Here is a 22,853-nt window from a genome sequence, read left to right on the forward strand (position 1 = left end):
CTGTTTCCAGCGGGCGTCTTCGTATCGTTTCGTCGCGAAATCCGTAAGGATTAACGCGAGTAGAATTCGACGACCAGGTTCGGCTGCATCTGAACCGGGTACGGAATTTCTGCGAATTTCGGAACGCGAACGAAGGTACCTTTGAAGGCTTTCGCATCAACGTCGAGATATTCCGGAACGTCACGTTCTGCCAGGTTGGCTGCTTCCATAACCATCGGGATTTCGCGCGAAGCGGATTTCACTTCGACAACGTCACCTTCTTTAACAAGGTAGGACGGAATGGTTACTTTCTTGCCGTTAACAAGAATGTGGCCGTGGTTAACGAACTGACGTGCAGCAAACACGGTCGGAACGAATTTCATGCGGTAGATAACCGCGTCGAGGCGCTGCTCAAGGATACCAACGAGGGTTTCCGAGGTGTCACCCGGACGACGCGATGCTTCTTTGAAGTAACGCAGGAACTGTTTTTCGGAGATGGAACCGTAGTAGCCTTTAAGCTGCTGTTTAGCGAACAGCTGGGTACCATAGTCGGTCGGCTTCTTACGACGGGTTGCGCCATGCATACCCGGTGCGTATTCGCGCTTGTTCAGCGGCGACTTTGCACGACCCCAAAGGTTAACACCAAGGCGGCGGTCAATCTTATGCTTTGCAGCAATACGTTTCGACATTTTGTAACTCTCTTTTTTTAAAGATCACTTTATTGTCCCGATAGTTTCCACATGCCGGTATCCGGACATACGGAACGGGGACGAAAACACCTGTTTCGACCCGCTTTCTCGGAAGTGAGGCGCAATATAGAGATGATTGACCAAGAGTCAAACATTAATCGCCCGCCTGACAATGCATGCAAGCCCTGCATTTCTGCCGCATCGGATGCGATAGCGGTCAAAGCAAACCGCCCCTTTGCCAAACCCGGCGGCGCTTCCCCGATAACCTACTGGACAATATCGGGTTTGCAGGATCAATCCTTGGCTTTGAACTTGCCGCCGCGCATCGCAACGATCATGCCGCGCAATGTCTGGACTTCCTGATGGGTCAAGTTCGCACGGTTAAAGATGTTGCGGATATTGCGCTGCATGTTCGGACGTTTTTCCTCTACCCGGAAGAATCCCGATGCATCAAGCTCGGTCTCAAGATGAACAAACAGGCGTTCCATATCATCCTTGGTCGCCGGGAAGGTATCGTTCATCATCATCTGATAATCGGGCACATCGACGCCGGCCTGCCACCATTCATACCCGATCAGCAGAACCGCCTGCGCCAGATTAAGCGACGTGAAACCGGGATTAAGCGGCACGGTCACAACCGCATCACCCATCGCAATATGTTCATTGCGCACACCGGTCCGTTCCGGACCGAACATCACACCAACCTTTTCACCACGCCCGATCACGGTGCGCATTTCCGGTGCCAGACCTTTCGGGGTAAAGACCGGTTTGATCGCATCACGGGTGCGGGCCGTGGTCACATAAACGCGGTTGAGATCAGCAAGGGCATCTTCCTCGCGCTCGAACACCCGGGTGTTATCAATCACGATATCGGCACCCGATGCATTGGCCGTCGCCCGTTCATTGGGCCAGCCATCGCGCGGCCGCACCAGACGCAGATCGACCAGACCACAGTTCAACATCGCCCGCGCAGCCTTGCCGATATTGTCGCCAAGCTGCGGTTCAATCAGAATGATTACGGGCGGATTGGCAATGCCCCCAGTTTCGGGTTTGGCACTCCCTACGGCGTCGCTCATCGGGTCAGATCTCCGGTCGTCAAATGCGGGTTGGTGACGGATATTTCCGTCAATATTGGCGCTTACTTAGCAAAAGCCAACCATTCGCGCCAGTCTCGATGACGGCAAGCTGCGATCACATTGCTCCGCGGCATCCATCCCCCGCCCCAAATACAAACGACCGGACAGATACTGCCCGGTCGCATGATGCAGCGTTCAAAGGCGTCGGGTTTAGCCGTGCTGGCTGCGTACGCTGGATTTGAACAGCTTATAGGTAATGGAATCGCGAAGCGCGTTATAGGACGCCTCGATAATGTTGGTCGAAACTCCAACCGTCGACCAGCTATTGCCATCCTTGTCGCGGCTTTCGATCATGACGCGGGTCACCGCGCGCGTGCCATCGCCACGGGTTATGATGCGGACCTTATAATCGATCAGTTCGATCTGCTCGACCGCTTCGCGATATTCCGGCACCGTTACCAGAACCTTGCGCAATGCCGCATCAAGGGCGTTGACCGGACCGTTACCTTCGGCGACCGACATGAACTGGTCTTCGCCGACCACGACCTTGACGGTGGCTTCGGACATGGTGATGACCTGCTCGTCCTGCTCATCAACCCAGCGACGTTCGTCAATCACACGGAACGATGTCACACGGAAATAACGATCAAGCTCGCCCATCGCCTTGCGGGCCAGAAGTTCAAAGCTGGCTTCGGCCCCGTCATAGGCATAACCGTCAAACTCGCGCTGCTTGACGGTTTCAACCAGCTTGCCAATCGCTTCGGATTTTGGATCGACCTCGACACCGATTTCACGGAAACGGGCCAGAATATTCGAACGCCCCGCCTGATCGGACACAAGGATATGGCGCTGGTTCCCGACCAGTTCCGGTTCGACATGCTCGTAACAGGCCGGGTTCTTTTCCACAGCCGATACATGAAGCCCGCCCTTATGCGCAAAGGCACTGTCACCGACATAGGCTGCCTGACGCAACGGTTCACGGTTCAGGCGCTCGTCAAGAACATGCGAAATCCGGCGCAAATGGGTCAGTTGTTCATGCGAGATACCAACATTATATCCCATCTTGAGCATCAGGGTCGGAATGATCGAAATCAGGTTGGCATTGCCGCAACGCTCGCCCAGACCATTCAGCGTGCCCTGCACCTGTCGCGCCCCCGCACGCACCGCCGCAAGCGAGTTCGCGACCGCGTTTTCCGTATCATTATGGCAATGAATGCCGACGTTGCCGCCCGGAATGACTGAGCAAACATCGGTCACGATGTCAAAAATCTCGTCCGGCAGCGTGCCACCATTGGTGTCGCACAAAACCACCCAGCGCGCACCGGCTTCATAGGCCGACTTGATCGCCGAAAGCGCGTAGTCCCGGTTGGCTTTATAGCCATCAAAGAAATGCTCGGCATCGAACATGACTTCGGAAACTTGTGATTTCAGATGGGCAATGGATTCCGAAATCATCGCCAGATTTTCATCAAGCTCGATCCCCAGCGCCTCGGTGACCTGAAAGTCCCAGCTTTTGCCCACCATACAAACGATCGGCGCATTCTGCGCGAGGCTTGCCAGCCCCGGATCATTTGATGCCGAACGGCCGGCACGACGCGTCATGCCAAAAGCGGTCAGTTTGGAATTCTTAAGCTTGGGCGGATTGGCAAAGAATGCATCATCGGTCGGATTTGCCCCCGGCCAACCACCTTCAATATAGTCAATCGACAATTCGTCCAGTGCCTTGGCAATCGCGGTCTTGTCCGCGGCCGAAAAATCCACGCCCTGGGTCTGCTGCCCGTCGCGCAAGGTACTGTCATATAGATAGACGCGCTTGTCTGACATATTCATTCCAACTGATCGAATTCTCTTCCCGGGTGGCCTTGCTTTCCCTTACGGATCGGCTCTTTCCGGTAAACGGGTCTGGCAAATTGCCGCAAAACCCCCCTCAGCGCAACAGCATTACGCAAATCAGGCTGCTTGGGACGTTTTCCACCCTATCCCACCCTGCACCCACCTTAAGAATAGCTCACCTGTCCCCTTGAATGGTTGTAACCCCCACCTTTCAATGCTTAACTCTACCATACATTGTAAAGCCTGCGGATACTGCGCCGCAGTTTGAAGCACACCCTCCGCGGTCTAGGGACATCGACGATGGCATATGAAGCCACCACCAGCGTTGATATAATGATGCTTGCCGGTCTGACTTGGCAACGCACAGGCAAGAATTGCTGGACGGCATCAGACAGGTTCGCCCATTACACCATTTTCCGCGACATCGACGAACGCTGGTACGGCGAATGGGAACGTGACGGCGAACGTATGCGTGCTGACTGGTCTTGCCCGATCCTTGAAACATTCGCCGAATATATGGTCGACAATGCCCGGCGCAGTCCGACAGATGGACCAAGCTGAAAGCTGAAACCCGGCTCCCGTTTTCCACATTCAGATTTCCGATATGACCTTCCGATGCCTTGTACCCGGCATTCGTAAAGATGTGCACCAGCCTCTTTCGCATAAAGCTTTGCGATCTGTTCTTGCGTTTGGCCCCATACCTATTATGTGATGGGCAGTATCGAATTACATAACGCAAGGCTTACCAATGACGAACGCCATTCCCATGCAGATCGACATCGTTTCGGACGTTGTCTGCCCCTGGTGCATTATCGGGTATAAGAACCTTGAAGATGCCATCAGCCGTCTTGATGGCGAGATCGATGTTAAACTGCGCTGGCATCCGTTCGAACTGAACCGTGACATGCCGCCAGAAGGTCAGGACCTCGCCGAGCATCTCAAGGAAAAATACGGTCTTACTGCTGACCAGAGTGCGGACAATCGCGCACGCATTACCATGATGGCCGAAAATGTCGGTTTCCCGATCCATTTCAGCTCGGACAGCCGCATCTACAACACCTTTGATGCCCACCGCCTGCTCTATTGGGCTGGCAAGGAAGGCGAATACGGCCAGCAAACCGCGCTTAAGCTTAATCTGTTTGCTGCCTATTTCCAGGGTGGGGACAATATGTCTGATCACGGTGTTCTCACACGTGCGGTCGAGGACGTCGGACTGTCGCCGGAACGTGCGGCGGAAATTCTTGCCAGCGATGAATTCGCCAAGGAAGTCCGCGCCGAGGAAGACGAATTCGGCGAAGCAGGTATCAGCTCGGTTCCGACCTATGTCATTAACGGCAAATTCGCCATTTCCGGCGGCCATCCGCCAGAGGTCTTTGAGCAGGCCCTCTCCGAGATCGCCCGACAGGGTGACGAAATTCTGGCCGAGGCCGAAAGCGAAGCCTGATCAACCCGGTCAAACCGGATCTATAGATATAATATAAAGCAAAGCCCCGGCATTATACCGGGGCTTTATTATATCTTCGGACGCTGACAGACCGCCCGAAAGACGGACTGATTACCTCAGGAAAGGTAATCGGCCATTTCCGCGTTGAAATAGGTTTTCGTGCGCGGGCCGGTGATGATCGGGTCGATGCGACGCACACATTCCTTGTAATGTTCGGTCTGGCGATGCGCCTGAAAAGCATCTTCGGAACTGAAAACTTCGTAAATCATGAACTTATGTTCATTTTCCGGGTCGCGCAGCACATCAAAACGCAGGTTGCCCTCTTCGTTTTTGCGCGTTCCTTCATAGTTGATCCGGAATGCCTCGATGAATTCATCGACATGTCCCGGTTTGACTTCAATATGCACCATTTGTACGAGCATGATTTATCCTTTTTGATTAATTCACTTCGATCAATTTTCTTGCCAGGTCAGATGCCCGGCGCTTTCCACATGGAGGTCGTAACCCCCTGATCGACCAATTGGCGCTGCGCGGCATAGGCCTGCGCCCAGCGTTCACCCAATGCGTCGTAATCGGCTTTGACCTTGTCGTTGGGCTCGAACGTATTTTCCCACCGCACCCATTCACGCCCAAGAGCGGCAAGATCATGATGCAAACCGCCACCAACAGCCGCGGCTGCGGCACAACCAAGTGCGGTTGCTTCCTTGATCACCGGTGTTGCCACCGGAATACCGGTCACATCGGCCAGCATTTGCGACCAGTGCGGGCTTTTTGCCGCACCTGCAGCGAACACGATCTGCTCCGGACGTTTACCACTAAGCGCAAAGATCGCTTCCAGGTTCCGCGCGGCCACGATGCAGGCATTTTCCTGCAAGGCACGGAACAAGACGGCCTTACCGGATTTTTCCGGATCAATGCTGAGATTAAGGAAAGACGGGGCGGCGTGATACCAGCTGCCATAGCGCATCACATCGGAGAAAATCGGAATAACCCCGTGCGCACCAAGCGGCACATTCTTTGACTGGTTTTCAAGCAGGGTATAGGCCTTGCCGGGATCATCGACCTGCGCAAGCTCTGCTTGCCCGAAGGCATCACGGAACCAGCGCATCACAGCCCCGACAAAGAAGCTGATCGCCTCGGCCTGATTAAGGCCGGTGATCACGTGCGGATTGATGCGCAAATTCATCGACGGGTCGGTCAGGTTCTGATCGACATTGACGATCTGCTGCCAGAATGTCCCGCCCAGAACCGCGCAATCCCCGATCCCGGTGACACCAAGACCAGCGGTACCCAACTGGCAATCACCACCCCCGACAACAACGGCGGTTTTGGTCGACAAACCGGTTTCTGCTGCGGCCTTTGCAGTGACATGACCAACGGCCGTTCCGGTTTCACATGCTTGCGGGAAGATATCATCACGCAGACCAACCGCACGCATGGCCTCGGGCAACCAATTGCGTTCCTTCAATCCGAAAATACCGGTAGTCCCGGCATTGGACGGATCAGATGCGATTACCCCCGAAAGACGGGCAACCACCCAGTCCGAGAGCATCGCAATGCGATCAATCTTTTCATAGATGTCTGGCATCTGCTGACGGATCCAGAGAAGCCGTGGCAAGGCGCCCAGCGCAAAGGTCTGCCCGGTCTTGCCATAAAGGTCTTCCTCGACACCCGGGAAGTTTTCCTTAAGCTCGCGCACCTGATCAACGGCACGACCATCAACATTGGCACACGCCCAGATTTCCTTGCCATCCGCATCAAAGGCAACAATTGCCTCGCGCATGGAAGTCGCACTGACGGCGGCAATTTCGTCACCTGAAACACCGGCTTCGGACAGCGCACCGGCGATGCAGTCGCAAATCAGTTTCCAGTTGCCCTCAACGTCAAAATCCATTGAACCGGGGAAACGCGGGTCTTCCTTATGCCACCATTCACGCTGGCATGCGCCAAGCTGATGACCATCGCGATTAAACACAACTGCCCGACCGCTGCCTGTTCCGGCATCGACCGCAAGCAGGTAATCTCCTGCTGACATTGCCTAGACTTCCTCCAACAATTTTTCTGCCGTTTTTTCATCCGTTATCAGGATGTCGACATATTTTCCTTTAAGGGCGGCACGGATCGCGCGCACCTTGCCATCGCCACCCGCCGCAGCGATGACGTTCTTTGATTTATTCAGGGATTCAAGACGTGCCCCGATCACACGCTGATGCAGCGACAGATCAAGCACATCGCCATTATCATCAAAGAACTGACACAGGATGTCGCCCACCGCACCCTTGCGGCGCAGCGGCTCGACCTCGGCCGGGGTGACATAGCCACTGCGGACCACGGTCGACTCGTTATTCAATTCGCCGATACCGACAAGCTGATAGGCAGCATTCATCGCCATCTCGAGAACGTTGGAAATGCCCGGCTCACCCATCAGGGCCCGGGCGACCGAATCCTCGGAAACCACAAGCGGTGCCGGTAACAGATGGACACTGCTGCCCCAGTTCGCGGTGCGCATCCCGTCAACATAGGTCGCAACCCCGCCGGTCAAACTGACCAGCGATACATTGCGTTCATTGGCCATATGCCCGATGCGCTGAATGGTGTGACTGACCGTCGCCCCCCAACCCACAGCAAGAAGATCGTCGTTCCCCAGACGCTGCATCAGAAACTGCGCAGCCGCCTGACCAAGACGTTCGTTCAGATCACCGTTTTCCAGATTCGGCACAACACGTACTTCGCGAAGGCCCCAGGCATCCAAAAGACGCTGTTCATGTTCAAGACAGCCCTGATACCGGGAATTGATCCGCACCTGAATAATGCCGGTTCGTCGACCGCTTTCGAGCAGACGGGAAACCTTGATACGCGAAAGACCAAGCTTGTCGCCGATTTCGCCCTGGGTCATGCCATCGTTATAGTAGTACCACGCAATACGGGTTAGAGTTTCCTCCTCCGCATCCGCATAACTCCAGTCGCTTCCGTCCGACGCCATATTTCCAGTCCCTGAAATTCTGATTTGATGTTCATTTGATTATTCATGAAACAAATGATCACGTCAACAGCTGTGCGCACGACATGGAATTGCATAAAAATTTTCCGCATCGCAGCACATTTTCGTTCAATATCCTTGTATATCAGCGAAATTCATCAAAAAATCATGCTTGTTGACGAATTTGGAATCATGTGATCAAATGTTTTTCATAAAAACAAATGAACAGGCTCCTAGGGATGGAACAGAATACAACACCCCGGATCGCAGTCCGTGTTGCCGACATATGGAAATCCTATGGCGGAACACCGGTTCTCAAGGGGATCAATATCGAACTGCTAGCCGGGCAGGTTCACGCTCTTCTGGGCGGGAACGGCGCGGGTAAATCCACCTTGATGAAAACCATCGCCGGTCTGGTTGATGCTGATCAGGGAACGGTCGAAATCAATGAACAGCTTCTGGGCAAGGCATCTCCATCTGCCGCACAGGCGCTTGGTCTCTATCTTGTCCCGCAGGAAGCTCACATCCTTCCTAACCAGTCCGTGCTGGAAAATATCTGTCTTGGTCTCAAGGCCAAACCGCGCGCCCTGCGCGCCGAGGCAGAAGCCCTGCTGCGCGATCTTGCGGTTTCGCTTGATCTTGATGCGCAGGCCGCAACACTTGAAATTGCCGACCGCCAGATTGTCGAAATCATGCGCGGCCTGATTCGCAAGGCCAGTGTCCTTATTCTTGATGAACCGACATCGGCCCTGACCCCGCACGAGGCAAACGCCCTGTTTGACCGCGTCCGTCAGCTAAAGGCACAGGGTGTTGGCATCTTCTTTATCTCGCACAAGCTCCGCGAGATTCGCGAGATTTGCAGCGTGATCAGCGTTTTGCGCGATGGTGCAATTGTTCTATCCGGCCCGCTTAGCGAATATGACGACAATCAGATCGTCGAAGCCATGACCAAAACCGTGCAATCGGCCCAACCGGTTGCACGTGCGGCCAACGACATTGATTTCGGCACACGCGATGTGGTTCTGGAAATTGACCGCTTCAGTGGCGAAGGTTTCCGCGACATTTCGTTTAATGTTCGGGCGGGCGAGATTGTCGGCCTTGCCGGTGTTGTCGGTGCCGGTCGGTCTGAGCTTGCAGAAACCCTGTTTGGTTTGCGTCCGGCACGCGGCGGCAACCTCAATCTTCTGGGCACCCCGCTGACCAAACGTTCGCCGCGTGACTGTGTCGATGCCGGTCTGGTCTATCTGCCCGAAGACCGTCAGCAAAACGGACTGTTCCTTGAGGCATCCCTTGCATGGAACATGTCTGGCTACACCATGCATCGTCTGGGTTTCTTCCCGAAACGCAAGGACGAGACATCTGCCTTTGACGCATTCCGTCAAAGCCTTGGCATCAAATGCGAGGGCGAAGGACAACAGGCCGGTCGTCTTTCCGGCGGGAACCAGCAAAAGGTCCTGCTGGCGAAATGTCTGGCCGCTGACCCACGGGTTTTGATCCTTGATGAACCTACCCGTGGTGTTGACGTTGCCGCCCGCAACGACATTTACCGTCTTATTCGTGAACTGGCTGCCAAGGGATTAGGCGTTGTTCTGATTTCGTCTGACTTTGACGAGATCGAACAACTTGCCGACCGGGTTGTCGTCATGGCGCATGGCCTTCAATGCGGCGCACTTGAACACGACGCCGTAACGGTTGATGCCATCGCCCATCTTGCCTTCGAGTCCGGGAGCCACACCGATGCTTGATTTCTTCGCACGCAATCGCGTGGCGACCCTGTGCGCGGTCACCATTCTTGCCTTTCTTCTGATCGGGGCTGCGGCACCGGGTTATCTGTCGCTGTCGACCGCATCGGTTGTCATGTCCAACAGCCTTGTTCTGATGTCGGTTGCACTGGGCACCATGCTGGTGATCCTGACCCGCAACATCGATGTTTCAAGCGGTTCTGTTCTCGGGCTGAGCGCCGTCGTCCTTGGCATGATGCTTAATGACGGGCACAGTCTTGGGCTTGCCATTGCCGCCTGCCTTTTGACCGGTGCCATTGCCGGGCTGATCAATGGCCTGCTTGTCACCATGCTCAATGTGCCATCAATCATCGCGACCCTTGGCACACTTGGCCTGTTCCGCGGCGTCATGCTGATCATGACCGGCGGCAACTGGATCGAGGAACTTCCCCTGTCGCTTAAGGCCCTAGCCGATAATGGCTCCGTCGGATTCTCGGTTCTGACCGTCATTGTCATTGCTTCCCTGATCGTGGTCGGGCTGTTTGTTCGCCAAACCCGTTTTGGACGCTATTTCTATGCCGTGGGCGATAACCGCGAAGCGGCCCGTCATCTTGGCATTCCGGTCAAGCTTGTTCAGATCGCAGCCTTTGTTGCCGCCGGTGTGTTGGCATCCGTTGCGGGCATGATCTTTGCCGCGCAGATCGGCTTCATCCCCAATCAGGCTGGCAACGGGCTTGAGCTCAAGGCGATTGCAGCAAACGTTCTGGGTGGCGTCAGCCTTTTGGGCGGAAGCGGAACAGTTCCGGGCATCTTCGTTGGCGTCATTTTCCTGACCTCGATCGACAGTGCGCTGGTGTTCCTTAAAATCCCGGCCTTCTGGAACGATTTCATTGCCGGTGCCGTGTTGCTTCTGGTGCTGCTGCTTGATGGCCGTGTTCGCATGGCTGTTGATCGCGCCATCCGCGCCAAACGCTATGCGGTCCATCATCACAATCACTCCGATCAATCTGCGGCACCGGGTTCGGATGTACTGCCTAAAACCCGCATTCAGGAGGCTGGCAAATAATGAAACGTTATCTTCTGCGTTGGGAAACGGCCCTTCTGGCCATGCTGGTCGCCGAATTTGCGATCTTTGGCATGATCAATCCGCGCTTCCTTAATCTCTCGAACCTGCTTTACAGCACCAGTGACTTTGCCCAGATCGGGATCGTCGCTCTGCCACTGACCATTGTCATTATCGCTGGCGGGATCGATGTATCCTTTGCATCTGCGGTTGGCCTTTGCGCCATTGTCTTTGGCATCGCAAACTTTTTTGGCATGCCTCTGCCGGTATCGATGCTGGCATCCCTGACCGCCGGTGCGATGGCAGGCCTTTTCAATGCCACGGTCATTCATGTCTCGCGCATTCAGCCGCTTGTCGTCACCCTTGGCAGTTTGTACCTGTTTGGCGGGGCTGCGACCGTGCTTTCGGGCGTGGTCGGTGCCAGCGGTTATGAGGGGATTGGCAATTTCCCCGATGCCTTTACATCCTTTGCCTATTTTGAACTGGGCGGGCTTCCGGCACCGTTCCTTGTTCTGCTGATCGAAGCCGCCATCCTGTTTGTAGTTCTGCATTATTCGCGCTTTGGCCGCTCGGTCTTTATGTGCGGACTAAGCGAACATGCCGCCCGCTATAGCGGCCTTCCGATCAAAACCATTCAGACCATCACCTATGTCATGACCGGCGTCTTTGCCGGGGTCGCGGGCCTTGTTCTGTCATCCTATTTCGGATCGGCACGTGTGGACCTTGGCACCGCAACGCTGTTGCCCGCAATTACCGCAGCAGTCCTTGGTGGTGCGTCAATCTATGGTGGCCAGGGGTCGATCATCGGCACCCTGCTTGCCACCCTTGTCATCGGTTATTTGCAGCAAGGCCTGCAAATGAGCGGTGTCCCCAGTCAGATTTCCAGCGCGCTCTCCGGTGCGTTGCTGGTGGTTGCGGTCGCATTGCGCCATGGAAGCGCCGTGCTGGCCGATTTTGTCGCTGCGCGAATAACGGCGACGAACCGAAAACGCGCAGCATCATAAGGAGGAAAGAAATGTCAGGAAGAACGCTTAAACTGATGACCGCAGCAGCCTTTGCCGGCTCGCTTCTGGCAGCAGCACCGGCTTTTGCCGAAAACCAGATCGCCTTCATTCCGAAACTTGTCGGCGTTGGCTTCTTTACCAGTGGCGGCAATGGTGCGACCACAGCCGGTAAGGAACTGGGCATCGATGTCACCTATGATGGCCCGACCGAACCAAGCGTTTCCGGTCAGGTCCAGTTCGTGAACAACTTCGTGAACCAGGGTTACAATTCGATCATTCTGTCGTCGGTTTCCCCCGATGGCCTGTGCCCGGCCTTGCAGCGCGCCATGAAGCGCGACGTTCTGGTCATGACCTGGGACAGCGACGTGAAACCGGAATGCCGCAGCTACTATATCAACCAGGGCACCCCGGAACAGCTTGGCGGTCTTCTTGTCGATATGGCAAATGACGGCATCAAAAAGGAAAAGGCAAAAGTCGCTTTCTTCTATTCAAGCCCGACCGTGACCGATCAGAATGCGTGGGCCAACGCCGCCAAGGCAAAGATCGCAGCCGAACATCCGGAATGGGAAATCGTTACCACCCAGTACGGTTATAACGATGCTCAGAAATCCCTTCAGACTGCCGAAAGCATCCTGAAAGCCTATCCGGATCTTGATGCCATCATCGCACCGGATGCCAATGCTCTTCCGGCTTCAGCACAGGCTGCTGAAAACCTTGATCGCGCTGGCAAGGTCACCATTGTCGGCTTCTCGACCCCGAATGTCATGCGCCCCTATGTCAAACGCGGCACTGTTGAGCGTTTCGGTCTTTGGGACGTTACCGAACAGGGCAAGATTTCGGTCTTTGTTGCCAACCATGTTCTTGATAATGGCCCGATGAATGTTGGCGACAAGCTCGACATTCCGGGTGTTGGTACCGTCGAAGTCTCCCCGAACAGTGTTCAGGGCTATGACTACGAAGCCGACGGTAACGGCATCATCCTGCTGCCGAACCGCACCGTCTTCACCAAAGACAATATCGATAACTTCGATTTCTGATCTTTGGTACCACGGGTACGGCAATCCTGGGGGTTTGCCGTACCCGGATTTGTTTAGAAATTTTTTGATAGAATTACGGATATTGCCCGATGGAGAATCTCTGGAACGATAATGACGCGGCCCGTTATGCCAACGAGGCACGCGCAGCCGGTCAGCCCGAAGCACTTGGTCTGCGTGTTTACACCTCGCGCATCATCGGTCAGGTCGCCGATCTGGTCCTGCATGGCGGTGGCAATACCTCGGTCAAAGTCACCGGTGCGGACGGCGAAGCCATCATGCATGTCAAAGGCAGTGGCTGGGATCTTGAAACCATTGAGGCCCCGGGCCTTCCTGCGGTGAAGCTCGCCCCGCTTCATGCCGCACGTAAAGGCAAAAAGCTGTCTGACCCGGAAATGGTTGCGCTGTTGCGCAGCAACCTGCTTGACCCGTCCGCCCCGAACCCGTCGGTCGAAGCATTGCTGCATGCCTATCTTCCGTTTGATTTCGTCGACCATACCCATTCCACGGCCGTCCTCGCGCTCGCCAACCAGGACCATTCCGAAGAAATCATGCGGGAAATTTACGGGGATCGTCTGGCATTCCTTCCCTATGTCATGCCGGGCTATGATCTGTCGATTGCCGGTGCCGATCTGTTTGACCAGTTCCCCGATTGCGAAGGATTGTGGCTTAAAAACCACGGGCTTTTCACCTTTGGTGATACGGCCAAACAGTCCTATGACCGCATGATTGATTTCGTCACCGATGCCGAAAACTATCTGACTGCCAAGGGCATTGCACTTCCCGGCCCGGAAAGCTCGGACCGGGAAATTGACCCGGCACTTGCAGCCAATCTTGAAACCGTCCTTCGCGCGGATAATTCACCGTTTGCTGGCGGACTTGCCCTTGATTTCCGCAGCACACCGTCGATCCGTCGGTATCTCGAAAACGATGCACTTGAAACCATAGCATTGCGTGGCACGGCAACCCCGGATCACGTCATCCGCATCAAGCCGTTTCCGCTGATCATTGCGGCCAACGCAAATACCGATGACATCGCAGCAGCACTGGCGGATTTCAAAACCCGGTATACGGCCTATTTTGAACGTAATGCCCCGAATGCCAGCGAACCGAAAGTCATGCTGGATGCCTGGCCGCGCATGGTTCTCATCAAGGGTGCCGGTCTGATCGGCCTTGGTGCCAATGACAAGGCCGCACGCATTGCCGGTGACCTTGGCGAACAGACGGCCCGCATCATCAATGCAGCGGAAGAAGTCGGCACATTCCAGCCGCTCAATGAGGCCGATCTGTTTGACATGGAATACTGGTCTCTCGAACAGGCCAAGCTGCAGAAAAAATAACTCCCTGTTGTTCCAATGCCTCTAACTCCCCCACTTGGGGCTGGAACGACTGCAAACCACCTCGACCCCTGTCTTTGGCAGGGGTTCTTTTTTGGTTGCTCGACATCGGACACCTGTCGACTTACAGTTACGCGCCACCAAAAAAGGAAATCGCCCCATGCCATCCTTTGCTGAATTCGGGCAATATCTGCCGGGAATCTTATTGTCCTATACCGCACTTCTTGTCGGTCTGATCAGCCCCGGCCCTGCTCTTTTGGGATTGATGGGCGTGTCGCTTGATCAGGGACGCCATGCCGGTCAACGCTTTGCCCTTGGCATCGGAACCGGATCTTTTTCCATCGGGCTTCTGACCCTGACCGGGTTGTCCGCCGTCCTTGCCGCCTATGCCGATGCCATGACGGCCATTCGTATCTTTGGCGGATTATATCTGTTGTGGATGTCCTATCGGGCCTTTCGGACGGCCTTTCGCAAGGCACCTGCCCCCACAGATCAGGCGGAAACCGCACCGTCGCGCCAGATTTCAGGACGCGGTTATTATTTTCGTGGCCTTGCCCTGCATCTGACCAATCCCAAAGCGATCCTGACCTGGATTGCGATCATTTCGATCGGCTTTCATCAAGGGGCGCCGCTTTGGGTCGGTGCCGCCATCGTGATCGGATGCGGCATCCTGTCGACCAGCGTACATCTGCTTTATGCCACCGCCTTTTCGACGGCACCTGCGATCTCGATTTATCGGCGCGCTGCGAACTGGATCAACGGGGTGCTTGGTGTGTTCTTTGCGGTCGTCGGATTGCGGCTTCTGGTTAATCGCTAAGCGATGCGGGGGTGGCAAGCTCCGCCTCGGTCAGGCGGCGGGTTGTCACCCCGTTCTTAAGATCAAGCCATCCTGAAAAGATGGTCAGCCAAACCGCAACAAACATCACATAGGCCACCTGCTGATCCATCACCCAAAGGGTCGCACTGGCAAACACACACCAGATCAGTGGCACGGGCAACAATAACCAGCGCCATGTGCCCCGCGCCATCAACACAAATCCCAAAGTGCCAAGTGCGGTCGGATCGGCTGCACTGCCAAACAGCTCTGCCTGTATCAAATCACGTCCCTCGATCAGACCGACGAAGGGATAGATCACAAAGGCCACCACCAGCAACCCGGCCCCGACACAGGACGTCAGATCACCGCGCCAGCCAAACCGCAAAGGCAGGGGACGGGCGGCAAAAACCGCAAGTAGCACCGCCTCGATCACAAAGCCTGGCAGGATATAGGCCACCGCCCAATTGATCGGCTGGTAATATTGCCAAAGAAAGCCATAACCGGCCCAACCCCAGATCAGCGACAGCAACACAAGGATCACCCGGTTGCCGCGATGCCCGTGACGCATGGCCAATCCGGCGGCAACAAGGCCCGCAACAAAGGCCGCAAGAACGGCAATCCACCACACACTATTCATGGTTTCAAACAGCCGGTAATAGACCCGCGGAGAAAACAGCAGAAAATCCGCCAGTCCGTAATCCCACCATTCACTCATGACACCACCCCCACATCCGTTTCCTAAACCAGAACGCCAATGACAGCGGCAATCTGTTCGCGCATCTTGTCATCGGGAAGTACGCCGGTCGCTGCACGCATGTTTTCGGCAGCATGGGCCGGATTGGTTGTCGCCGGGATCGGACAGGTCACCGACGGATGAGCAATCAGATATTTCAAGATCAGCTGCGCCCAGCTTTCCGCTTTGAGGTCGGCGGCAAATTCCGGCAAGGGTTCGCCTTCCAGCTGCTGGGTCAGGCTGCCGCCGCGGAACGGCCGGTTCACAACCACGGCAATCCCGCGATCATAGGCCAGTGGCAGCAAATATTCCTCGACCTTGCGGTCTACCGGATTATAGGTCACCTGAACAAAATCAAGCCGCTCGTTTTTCATCAAAGCAATCATGTCATCAGTCCGACGCCCGTGCGAGGTCGTAATACCGACATATCGCAACCGGCCTTCATCCTTCATCCGGAACAAAAGCGGCAGGTTTTCATTGATCCCGACCAGATTATGCACCTGCAAAAGATCAAAATTCCTTGTATGCCAGCGTTCTGCCGTCTCGGCGATCTGCCCGGCACCATCCCCCGATGTCCAAACCTTGTCGGTCGAAAAAACCCGGTCATGCGCCCCAAGTTTATCAAGGCAATACCCGATGACTTCCTGAGCCGATCCATACATCGGCGAACTGTCAATCATCCGGCCACCTGCATTGAAAAACGCCGAAACCACGCTCGCACACTGATCCCGCAACACCATGTCATTGCCGACATTGAACGTGATCCAGCTTCCCAGCCCGACAGCAGGTATTTTTTCACCCGTCGATGCAACGGTTTTACGGATGACGTCGGGCACCGTTGCCGACGACGCCGCGCGCGCCAGTCCCGGCACAGTCAGCCCGATTGATGCAGACATGCCTGCAATTCCAAGTGCACCCGCACCCTTGATAAAATTCCGACGGTCGATTTCAGACATGGAAGACACTGCCTTGCTGTTGCATCCAACCCGTTTGAACTGATGATCCAACATGAATTGGGCAGAAATCTGCCCATGCGCAACCTTTGGTATATGCACCCGATCACAGTTTTCCCGCCCCTCATGAAAATCGGTCAAAGAATAATGCTTGACCTAGATTGCACTCTAGCACCTAGCCTTGTTCAGGATTGAATGACCTCAACACAAAGGTGACCGTCATGATGATTGGCGAAGTGGCAGAGAAAAGCGGTTTTTCTGTCCACACCCTGCGGTATTACGAAAAGATCGGCCTGCTACCCCTCTCACATCGTGATCCGGGTGGGCGACGTTCCTATGATGATGATGTCTTGCGCTGGCTTGAATTTCTGGGTCGGCTCAAGGATCTCGGCATGCCGATCCGTGACCGGGTTTTATATGCCCGCCTCCGGGCCGAGGGAGACAGCACAATCGAGGCCCGCCGCAACCTGCTTCAGACCTATCGCGATGAACTGGCCATTCGCGTTGCCAGCCTGACCGAAACGCTTGAAGTTCTCGATGCCAAAATCGCCGGTTATGACACGACGGTTCGCCCCCTTCACGGAGCCCCGAAATGACAGATAAAACCTCCGCCCTTGATGCCGGTCGCGACATTGTGACCAAGCTCAACCCGCCACTCGAAGGACAACTGGCCGAGGCCTATGACGAACTTGTGCCTGATTTTGCCGAAACACTGGTGGAATGGGCCTATGGCCGTCATTACGCTCGCCCGGGACTTGATCTGAAAACCCGGCAGCTCTGCACGATTGCCGCCCTGACCGTATTGGGCGGGCAAACCGCCCCACAGCTTAAGGTCAATATTCGCCATACACTTTCCGCAGGCGCATCGCGCACCGAAATCATCGAGGCGATCTGGCAGATGGCGGTTTATGGCGGGCTTCCCGCCGCGATCAATGGCCTGAACGCGGCAAAGGAACTGTTTGCCGAACTTGACGCGGCCGCCTGACATTGCGCCCCCGCCAACGCAAAAGGCCGCAGTAAAACTGCGGCCTTTTATCATTTCACAGGCGGATTAAGCCTTAAACGCGTTTCCAGCTAGTACCTTCCTTGAAGTCTTCAAGGATGATGCCGCGCGCCAGAAGATCGTCACGGATCTTATCGGCGGTTGCGAAATCCTTGTTCTTCTTGGCTTCTGCGCGCTGGGCAATCAGGCCATCAATCTCGGCAGCCTCATCTTCATCGGCGGACCCGGTAAACCAGGCTTCGGGGTCAGCTTCAAGAATGCCCAGAAGCTTGGCCGCAGCAAGGATTTCACCTTTGGCCTCGGCACGCTCGAATTTCTTTTCCGCCTTGTTGAATTTGGTCACAAGGTTATGGAACTCAGAAATCGCAAGCGGCGTGTTCAGATCATCACACAGCGCTTCAAGTACCGCGCGCGGCACCGGCATATTTTCCGGGGTCACGTCGGAACTCTGACGAAGGGCTGTATAGAACCGGTCAAGCGCCTCTTTGGCCTGACGCAGGTTTTCTTCCGTCCAGTTGATCGGCTGATGGTAATGCGTTCCCATCATCGCCAAACGGATCGCTTCGCCCGGCCATTTTTCCAAAAGCTCATGCACGGTGACAAAGTTGCCAAGCGACTTGGACATCTTTTCACCTTCGACCATCAGATGGCCGTTATGCATCCAGTATTTGGCGTAGCTCGACCCCTTGTTCGCGCAGCAGCTTTGCGCCAGTTCGTTTTCATGATGCGGGAACACCAGATCCGAACCACCGCCATGAATGTCGAAATTCTCGCCAAGATAACGGGTCGACATGGCCGAGCATTCAATATGCCAGCCCGGACGACCACGGCCCCACGGGCTGTCCCAGCCGGGGATATCGTCATCTGACGGTTTCCAAAGAACAAAGTCCGCCGGGTCCTGTTTATAGGGGGCGACTTCAACGCGCGCACCGGCGATCATTTCCTTGCGGTCACGACGCGACAGCTTGCCATATTCGTCGAACTTGCTGACCGAAAACAGAACGTGGCCTTCGGCGGCATAGGCAAAGCCCTGCGCGATCAGGCTTTCGCACATCGCAATCATCTCGGCGATATGTTCGGTCGCGCGCGGCTCGATATCGGGTTTGGCGGCATTGAGCGCACCCATGTCATCCAGATATGCCTTGTGCGTGCGCTTGGTGATTTCGGAAATCGGCTCGCCGCTTTCCTTGGCTCGCGCATTGATCTTGTCGTCAACGTCGGTGACGTTCCGGACATAGGTGACTTTGGGATAGATGTGGCGAAGAACACGCACCAGCGTATCAAACACCACAACAGGCCGCGCATTGCCGACATGGGCATAGTCATAAACGGTCGGTCCGCAGACATAAAGGCGGACATGTTCCGGATTGATCGGCTCAAACACCTGCTTTTCGCGGGTGAGCGTGTCATAAATGCGAAGGGTCTTGTTCATTATCATTTTGTCCGTTTGGCTATGTTTGCGGTTAAGTGCAGGCAAGTTTCCGGCGATCAAAGCAGATGCTTAGACCGCCTTCCCACACAACCGCGCACGCGCCTTTTCAGACCCGATCAGAACCAGCATTGCCGACATTTCCGGGCCATGTTCGCGGGCTGTCAGTGCCTTGCGAAGCGGCATGAAAAGCTGTTTGCCCTTGCGACCGGTCGCATCTTTCAATGCGGTGGTCCAGGATTTCCAGCTGGTGGCATCAAGTTCACCTTCGGGCAGCATTTCTGCAGCCTGTTTGACGAAATCACCATCCTCGGCATCGATTTCCGGGATCACGGTCTGATGGATGACATCCCACCATTCCAGTGCCTCGGCGACGCGCCAGCAATTGCCACGCACCGCATTCCAGAACATTTCATTGGCATCAGCCATACCCGCAGCAACCAGTTTCGGTCGGGCGGTTTCAAATGACATGTCATGAATGACTTTTTCATTCAGGCTTGCCAGCTCGGCCGGATCGAATTTCGGCGTTGAACGGCCATAATGATCCAGGTCGAATTTCTCAAGAACCTGCGTCAGGCTTGCTGGTTCGATTTTATCCGACGCACCAAGACCGGTCAGCAGACCAACCAGTGCTTCGACCTCGAACCCGTCATTGCGCAACTCACGCAGCGAAAGGCTGCCCAGACGTTTGGAAAGCTGCGAGCCACCCGGTCCCGCCAAAAGCGGCATATGGGCAAATTCAAGCGCACCGGGCTTACCGCCCATCGCCAGATACAGCAAAATCTGTGACACGGTGTTGGTCACATGGTCCTCGCCGCGGATGATATGGGTCACCCCCATTTCAAGGTCATCAACCACCGAGCCCAACATATAAAGCAGCGAGCCGTCTTCGCGGATCAGAACCGGGTCCGATACATGTTCCGTATCAAACGAGCATAGGCCGCGTGTCAGATCATCCCACTCGACCAGACCATCGGTCAAAAGGAAGCGCCAATGCGGCTTGCGGCCTTCGGCCTCAAGTGCGGCGATTTCGTCATCTGAAAGGGTCAATGCCTTGCGGTCATAGATGAAGGGCTGGTGACGCTGGCGGGCCGCCTTGCGTTTCCAGTTCAGTTCACCTTCGGTCTCGTAGCACGGATACAGCAATTCACGCTTTTTAAGGTCCGCAATGGCGGCGTCATATTTGTCCTGACGGAGCGACTGGCGCTCTTCACGGTCCCAGTCAAGGCCAAGCCATTCCAGATCTTCGCGGATGGCATCGACATATTCGTCTTTCGAGCGTTCCGGGTCGGTATCGTCAAAGCGCAGGATGAATTTCCCACCTGATTTCCGGGCATAGAGCCAGTTCATCAGTGCCACACGGGCGTTACCGACGTGAAGAAGCCCGGTCGGGCTGGGGGCAAATCGCAGTACAGGTTTTGTCATTTCAAACTTTTCAATCACGTAACAAGGTTCGTGAAACCATTGGTAATCGGATAGCGACGGTCACGGCCAAAGGCACGCGGGGTGATCTTGACCCCCGGGGGCGCCTGACGGCGTTTGTATTCGGCCCGATCCAGCAAACGCCAAACCCGGCGTACTGTTGCCTCGTCGTGACCACTATCCACGATATCGCGAACAGACCGCTCACCTTCAATCATCTGATGAAGAATATCATCAAGGACGTCATAAGGCGGCAGACTATCTTCGTCTTTTTGATCCGGGCGGAGCTCGGCCGATGGCGGTTTGGTAATGATCCGTTCCGGGATCACCATGCCATCGGGGCCCATCGCGCCAGAAGGTTTGTGTTCATTGCGCCAGTGGCACAATGCAAACACGGTCGTCTTGTAAAGGTCTTTCAGAACCGAATAGCCACCACACATGTCGCCATAAAGCGTTGCATAGCCGACCGACATTTCCGACTTGTTGCCGGTGGTCAGCACCATGTGGCCAAACTTGTTTGAAATCCCCATCAGGATGATCCCGCGTGAACGGGCCTGAATGTTTTCTTCGGTAATATCGGCATCACGACCTTCGAAGGCAGGCGCCAGCATCTGTTCAAACGCGGCCATTGCCGGACCGATATTGATGCTTTCGATCCCGGTTTTGAGCATACCTGCGCAAATCTCGGCATCTTCAAGACTTTCGCGTGACGTATAGGGCGATGGCATCATCACCAGACGCACACGATCCGCCCCCAATGCATCCACCGCCACAGCAGCCGAAAGCGCACTATCAATCCCGCCAGACATGCCGATCACGACACCGGGGAAATGGTTTTTGTTCACATAGTCGCGCAGGCCCAGAACAAGGGCCTGATAAATCGCATCAAGACCCGTCGGGTATTCAGCCTTGGGCGCGTCATCGGCACAGCGCCACTTGCCGTTGTCACCCTTGCTCCAGTTCGTGACAACCACATCTTCAGCAAAGGCCGGAAGTGCCACCGCAAGCGATCCGTCACCATTGAGCCCAAACGACCCGCCATCAAAGACCAACTCGTCCTGACCGCCAACCTCGTTGCAATAAATCATCGGGGTCCTGGATTCAGACACGCGATCTTCGATCAGATTGCGACGCAGCCCGCCCTTGTCGGCCTCAAACGGTGAACCGTTGGGAACAAGGAAAATCTCGGCACCAGCGCGGGAAAGATGGGCAACAACATTTGGCGTCCAGACATCTTCACAGATCGGCACACCAAGTTTCACTCCGCGGAATGAAATCGGTTCCGGCATCGGACCGGCACTAAAGACGCGCTTTTCATCAAACACGCCATAGTTGGGCAAATCCTGCTTGGCGCGCACATCAACGATCTTGCCCTGATCAATCAGAAGCACCGCGTTATGGCGCAGGCCATCAATTTCCCACGGCGTGGTCAGCAACAATGCCGGACCATCAGCACGTTTGGCCGTCTCTTCGCAAATGCTGGTCACTGCTTCATGCAGATGGCGCATGAAGGCGGGCTTCATCACCAGATCTTCTGGCGGATAGCCCGACAGGACCAGTTCGGAATAAAGGACAATGTCCGCGCCCCTGTCGGCCGCAGTTTCCCAGGCAGCCACAACCTTGTCCCGGTTTCCGGCGACGTCACCGACAATCGGGTTCAGCTGGGCAATCGCAATGGCAAGATTCTTTGTCATGATGTTGGAATAGGAGCCGCCTTACGCGCTGTCAATTGCGGAATGGGCAATGCTGCATTCCACAAGTATTTTTCACGTAAAAATCCGACCGCTTCGCCCGTTACAGGGCAAGTGCCGCGTCGATTTCATCCTGACTCATGGTTTTGGCCGATCCATGGATGATCCCGCTGGCCACATCCATGAATTTTTGCAGCGATACCGTGATCGCATGGGCTGTTTCACGCAAGAGCTCCTCATTACCCTCGGCAATGATCATTTCAAGCTGGGTGATGGCGTGGCGGACAATCGTATTAAGGTGATTGATCGTTTCTTCAAACGGCTGACGGAATCGGGCCGGCACATGGTCATAGGCCTCAATCGCCAGTTCACGATCGGAAAATGCGCTGTCACGAAAATGGTCCTGATAGCTTTTCGGGGCCCATTCCTTACAGTCCTCGATCATGTCGGGCATGTCGGGCACCATTTCGAGAAGCATCACGATCTCGTTGAAATGGTTGAGATAGTCAGTCGCCAATAGCGTGGTCGAGGAAATGTTGGTTCCCTCTACTTTCTTCTGCCATTCGGTGAAATCAGCTTCATCCACCATACGCGTTGCGACCTCTTGAATTCTATTCCTGTGCAGGAATGCCCTGTAATTGTTTA

22 protein-coding genes are annotated in these 22,853 nt (G+C 55.2%); 10 read left to right on the forward strand and 12 right to left on the reverse strand.

The genetic code is table 11. The features are described from left to right. Positions 1-50: 50 nt before the first annotated feature. The 3 genes from rpsD to cimA form a co-directional block, all read right to left on the reverse strand. The gene (rpsD, locus tag WA318_RS14435; protein WP_114098997.1) at positions 51-668 is read right to left on the reverse strand and encodes a 30S ribosomal protein S4; all 618 of its coding nucleotides are present in this window, start codon (positions 666-668) and stop codon (positions 51-53) included. Positions 669-961: 293 nt separating this feature from the next. Next, a complete protein-coding gene (locus WA318_RS14440) occupies positions 962-1,744 on the reverse strand; it encodes an RNA methyltransferase (protein ID WP_336082182.1) in 783 nt (260 codons plus the stop codon). 210 nt (positions 1,745-1,954) lie between these two features. After that, on the reverse strand, positions 1,955-3,568 hold the full coding sequence (cimA, locus tag WA318_RS14445; RefSeq protein ID WP_443082641.1) for a citramalate synthase: 1,614 nt from the start codon (positions 3,566-3,568) through the stop codon (positions 1,955-1,957). Positions 3,569-3,877: 309 nt separating this feature from the next. Between cimA and WA318_RS14450 the strand changes: the two genes are divergently transcribed. After that, the gene (locus tag WA318_RS14450; protein ID WP_336082187.1) at positions 3,878-4,138 is read left to right on the forward strand and encodes a hypothetical protein; all 261 of its coding nucleotides are present in this window, start codon (positions 3,878-3,880) and stop codon (positions 4,136-4,138) included. A gap of 187 nt (positions 4,139-4,325) precedes the next feature. After that, a complete protein-coding gene (locus tag WA318_RS14455) occupies positions 4,326-5,021 on the forward strand; it encodes a DsbA family oxidoreductase (RefSeq protein WP_336082189.1) in 696 nt (231 codons plus the stop codon). A 116-nt stretch (positions 5,022-5,137) separates the two neighbouring features. Here the strand turns inward: WA318_RS14455 and WA318_RS14460 are convergent, their stop codons facing one another. From WA318_RS14460 to WA318_RS14470, 3 genes are read right to left on the reverse strand one after another with little or no spacing between them, the layout of a single operon-like run. Further along, positions 5,138-5,443, reverse strand: a complete 306-nt coding sequence (locus tag WA318_RS14460; RefSeq protein ID WP_114098992.1) for an antibiotic biosynthesis monooxygenase — start codon at positions 5,441-5,443, stop codon at positions 5,138-5,140. Positions 5,444-5,490: 47 nt separating this feature from the next. Next, positions 5,491-7,056, reverse strand: a complete 1,566-nt coding sequence (lsrK, locus tag WA318_RS14465; protein ID WP_336082192.1) for an autoinducer-2 kinase — start codon at positions 7,054-7,056, stop codon at positions 5,491-5,493. Between the two features lie 3 nt (positions 7,057-7,059). Further along, the gene (locus tag WA318_RS14470; protein WP_114098990.1) at positions 7,060-8,004 is read right to left on the reverse strand and encodes a sugar-binding transcriptional regulator; all 945 of its coding nucleotides are present in this window, start codon (positions 8,002-8,004) and stop codon (positions 7,060-7,062) included. Between the two features lie 236 nt (positions 8,005-8,240). Between WA318_RS14470 and lsrA the strand changes: the two genes are divergently transcribed. The 6 genes from lsrA to WA318_RS14500 all read left to right on the forward strand — a co-directional run bounded on the left by lsrA (position 8,241) and on the right by WA318_RS14500 (position 14,977). After that, entirely contained in the window at positions 8,241-9,746 is a 1,506-nt protein-coding gene (gene lsrA, locus WA318_RS14475) for an autoinducer 2 ABC transporter ATP-binding protein LsrA (RefSeq protein ID WP_336082195.1), read from the forward strand. Next, positions 9,739-10,788 carry an autoinducer 2 ABC transporter permease LsrC gene (gene lsrC, locus WA318_RS14480; protein WP_114098987.1) on the forward strand — a complete coding sequence of 350 codons (1,050 nt, stop codon included), beginning with the start codon at positions 9,739-9,741 and terminating at the stop codon, positions 10,786-10,788. The genes lsrA and lsrC overlap by 8 nt, the downstream gene beginning before the upstream one ends. Continuing rightward, a complete protein-coding gene (locus WA318_RS14485; protein WP_336082197.1) occupies positions 10,788-11,789 on the forward strand; it encodes an ABC transporter permease subunit in 1,002 nt (333 codons plus the stop codon). Before lsrC ends, WA318_RS14485 begins: the two co-directional genes overlap by 1 nt. Before the next feature lie 11 nt (positions 11,790-11,800). Then, positions 11,801-12,826, forward strand: coding sequence for an autoinducer 2 ABC transporter substrate-binding protein LsrB (gene lsrB / locus WA318_RS14490; protein ID WP_114098985.1), 1,026 nt, complete (start codon positions 11,801-11,803; stop codon positions 12,824-12,826). 89 nt (positions 12,827-12,915) lie between these two features. Continuing rightward, on the forward strand, positions 12,916-14,163 hold the full coding sequence (locus WA318_RS14495; RefSeq protein WP_336082201.1) for a class II aldolase/adducin family protein: 1,248 nt from the start codon (positions 12,916-12,918) through the stop codon (positions 14,161-14,163). A gap of 157 nt (positions 14,164-14,320) precedes the next feature. Continuing rightward, positions 14,321-14,977 (forward strand): LysE family translocator, encoded by a 657-nt coding sequence (locus WA318_RS14500; protein ID WP_336082204.1) that lies wholly within the window; start codon positions 14,321-14,323, stop codon positions 14,975-14,977. On the opposite strand, the gene WA318_RS14505 is transcribed toward WA318_RS14500, so the two are convergent. Both WA318_RS14505 and WA318_RS14510 read right to left on the reverse strand, forming a co-directional pair. Further along, a complete protein-coding gene (locus WA318_RS14505; protein ID WP_336082206.1) occupies positions 14,967-15,692 on the reverse strand; it encodes a DUF6064 family protein in 726 nt (241 codons plus the stop codon). The genes WA318_RS14500 and WA318_RS14505 overlap by 11 nt on opposite strands. Positions 15,693-15,715: 23 nt before the next feature. After that, complete coding sequence (locus tag WA318_RS14510; RefSeq protein WP_336082208.1) at positions 15,716-16,666, reverse strand: aldo/keto reductase; 951 nt, start codon at positions 16,664-16,666, stop codon at positions 15,716-15,718. Between the two features lie 218 nt (positions 16,667-16,884). On the opposite strand from WA318_RS14510, the gene WA318_RS14515 reads away from it, so the two are divergent. Both WA318_RS14515 and WA318_RS14520 read left to right on the forward strand, forming a co-directional pair. Further along, entirely contained in the window at positions 16,885-17,259 is a 375-nt protein-coding gene (locus tag WA318_RS14515; protein WP_336082210.1) for a MerR family transcriptional regulator, read from the forward strand. After that, on the forward strand, positions 17,256-17,648 hold the full coding sequence (locus tag WA318_RS14520) for a carboxymuconolactone decarboxylase family protein (protein WP_336082212.1): 393 nt from the start codon (positions 17,256-17,258) through the stop codon (positions 17,646-17,648). The genes WA318_RS14515 and WA318_RS14520 overlap by 4 nt, the downstream gene beginning before the upstream one ends. A 73-nt stretch (positions 17,649-17,721) precedes the next feature. Here WA318_RS14520 and cysS read toward each other — a convergent pair whose 3' ends face one another. From cysS to WA318_RS14540, 4 genes are all read right to left on the reverse strand, one after another. Continuing rightward, positions 17,722-19,098, reverse strand: coding sequence for a cysteine--tRNA ligase (cysS, locus tag WA318_RS14525; RefSeq protein WP_336082214.1), 1,377 nt, complete (start codon positions 19,096-19,098; stop codon positions 17,722-17,724). A gap of 69 nt (positions 19,099-19,167) precedes the next feature. Beyond that, positions 19,168-20,520: a glutamate--tRNA ligase gene (gene gltX / locus WA318_RS14530; protein ID WP_336082216.1), complete on the reverse strand. Its 1,353-nt coding sequence runs from the start codon at positions 20,518-20,520 to the stop codon at positions 19,168-19,170. A gap of 14 nt (positions 20,521-20,534) precedes the next feature. Continuing rightward, positions 20,535-22,211, reverse strand: a complete 1,677-nt coding sequence (locus tag WA318_RS14535) for an NAD+ synthase (protein WP_336082218.1) — start codon at positions 22,209-22,211, stop codon at positions 20,535-20,537. Positions 22,212-22,311: 100 nt separating this feature from the next. After that, a complete protein-coding gene (locus WA318_RS14540) occupies positions 22,312-22,797 on the reverse strand; it encodes a hypothetical protein (RefSeq protein ID WP_114098977.1) in 486 nt (161 codons plus the stop codon). Positions 22,798-22,853: the final 56 nt, after the last annotated feature.

This window comes from Thalassospira sp. CH_XMU1448-2 (genome assembly GCF_037027285.1).
GTDB classification, from domain to species: domain Bacteria; phylum Pseudomonadota; class Alphaproteobacteria; order Rhodospirillales; family Thalassospiraceae; genus Thalassospira; species Thalassospira profundimaris_C.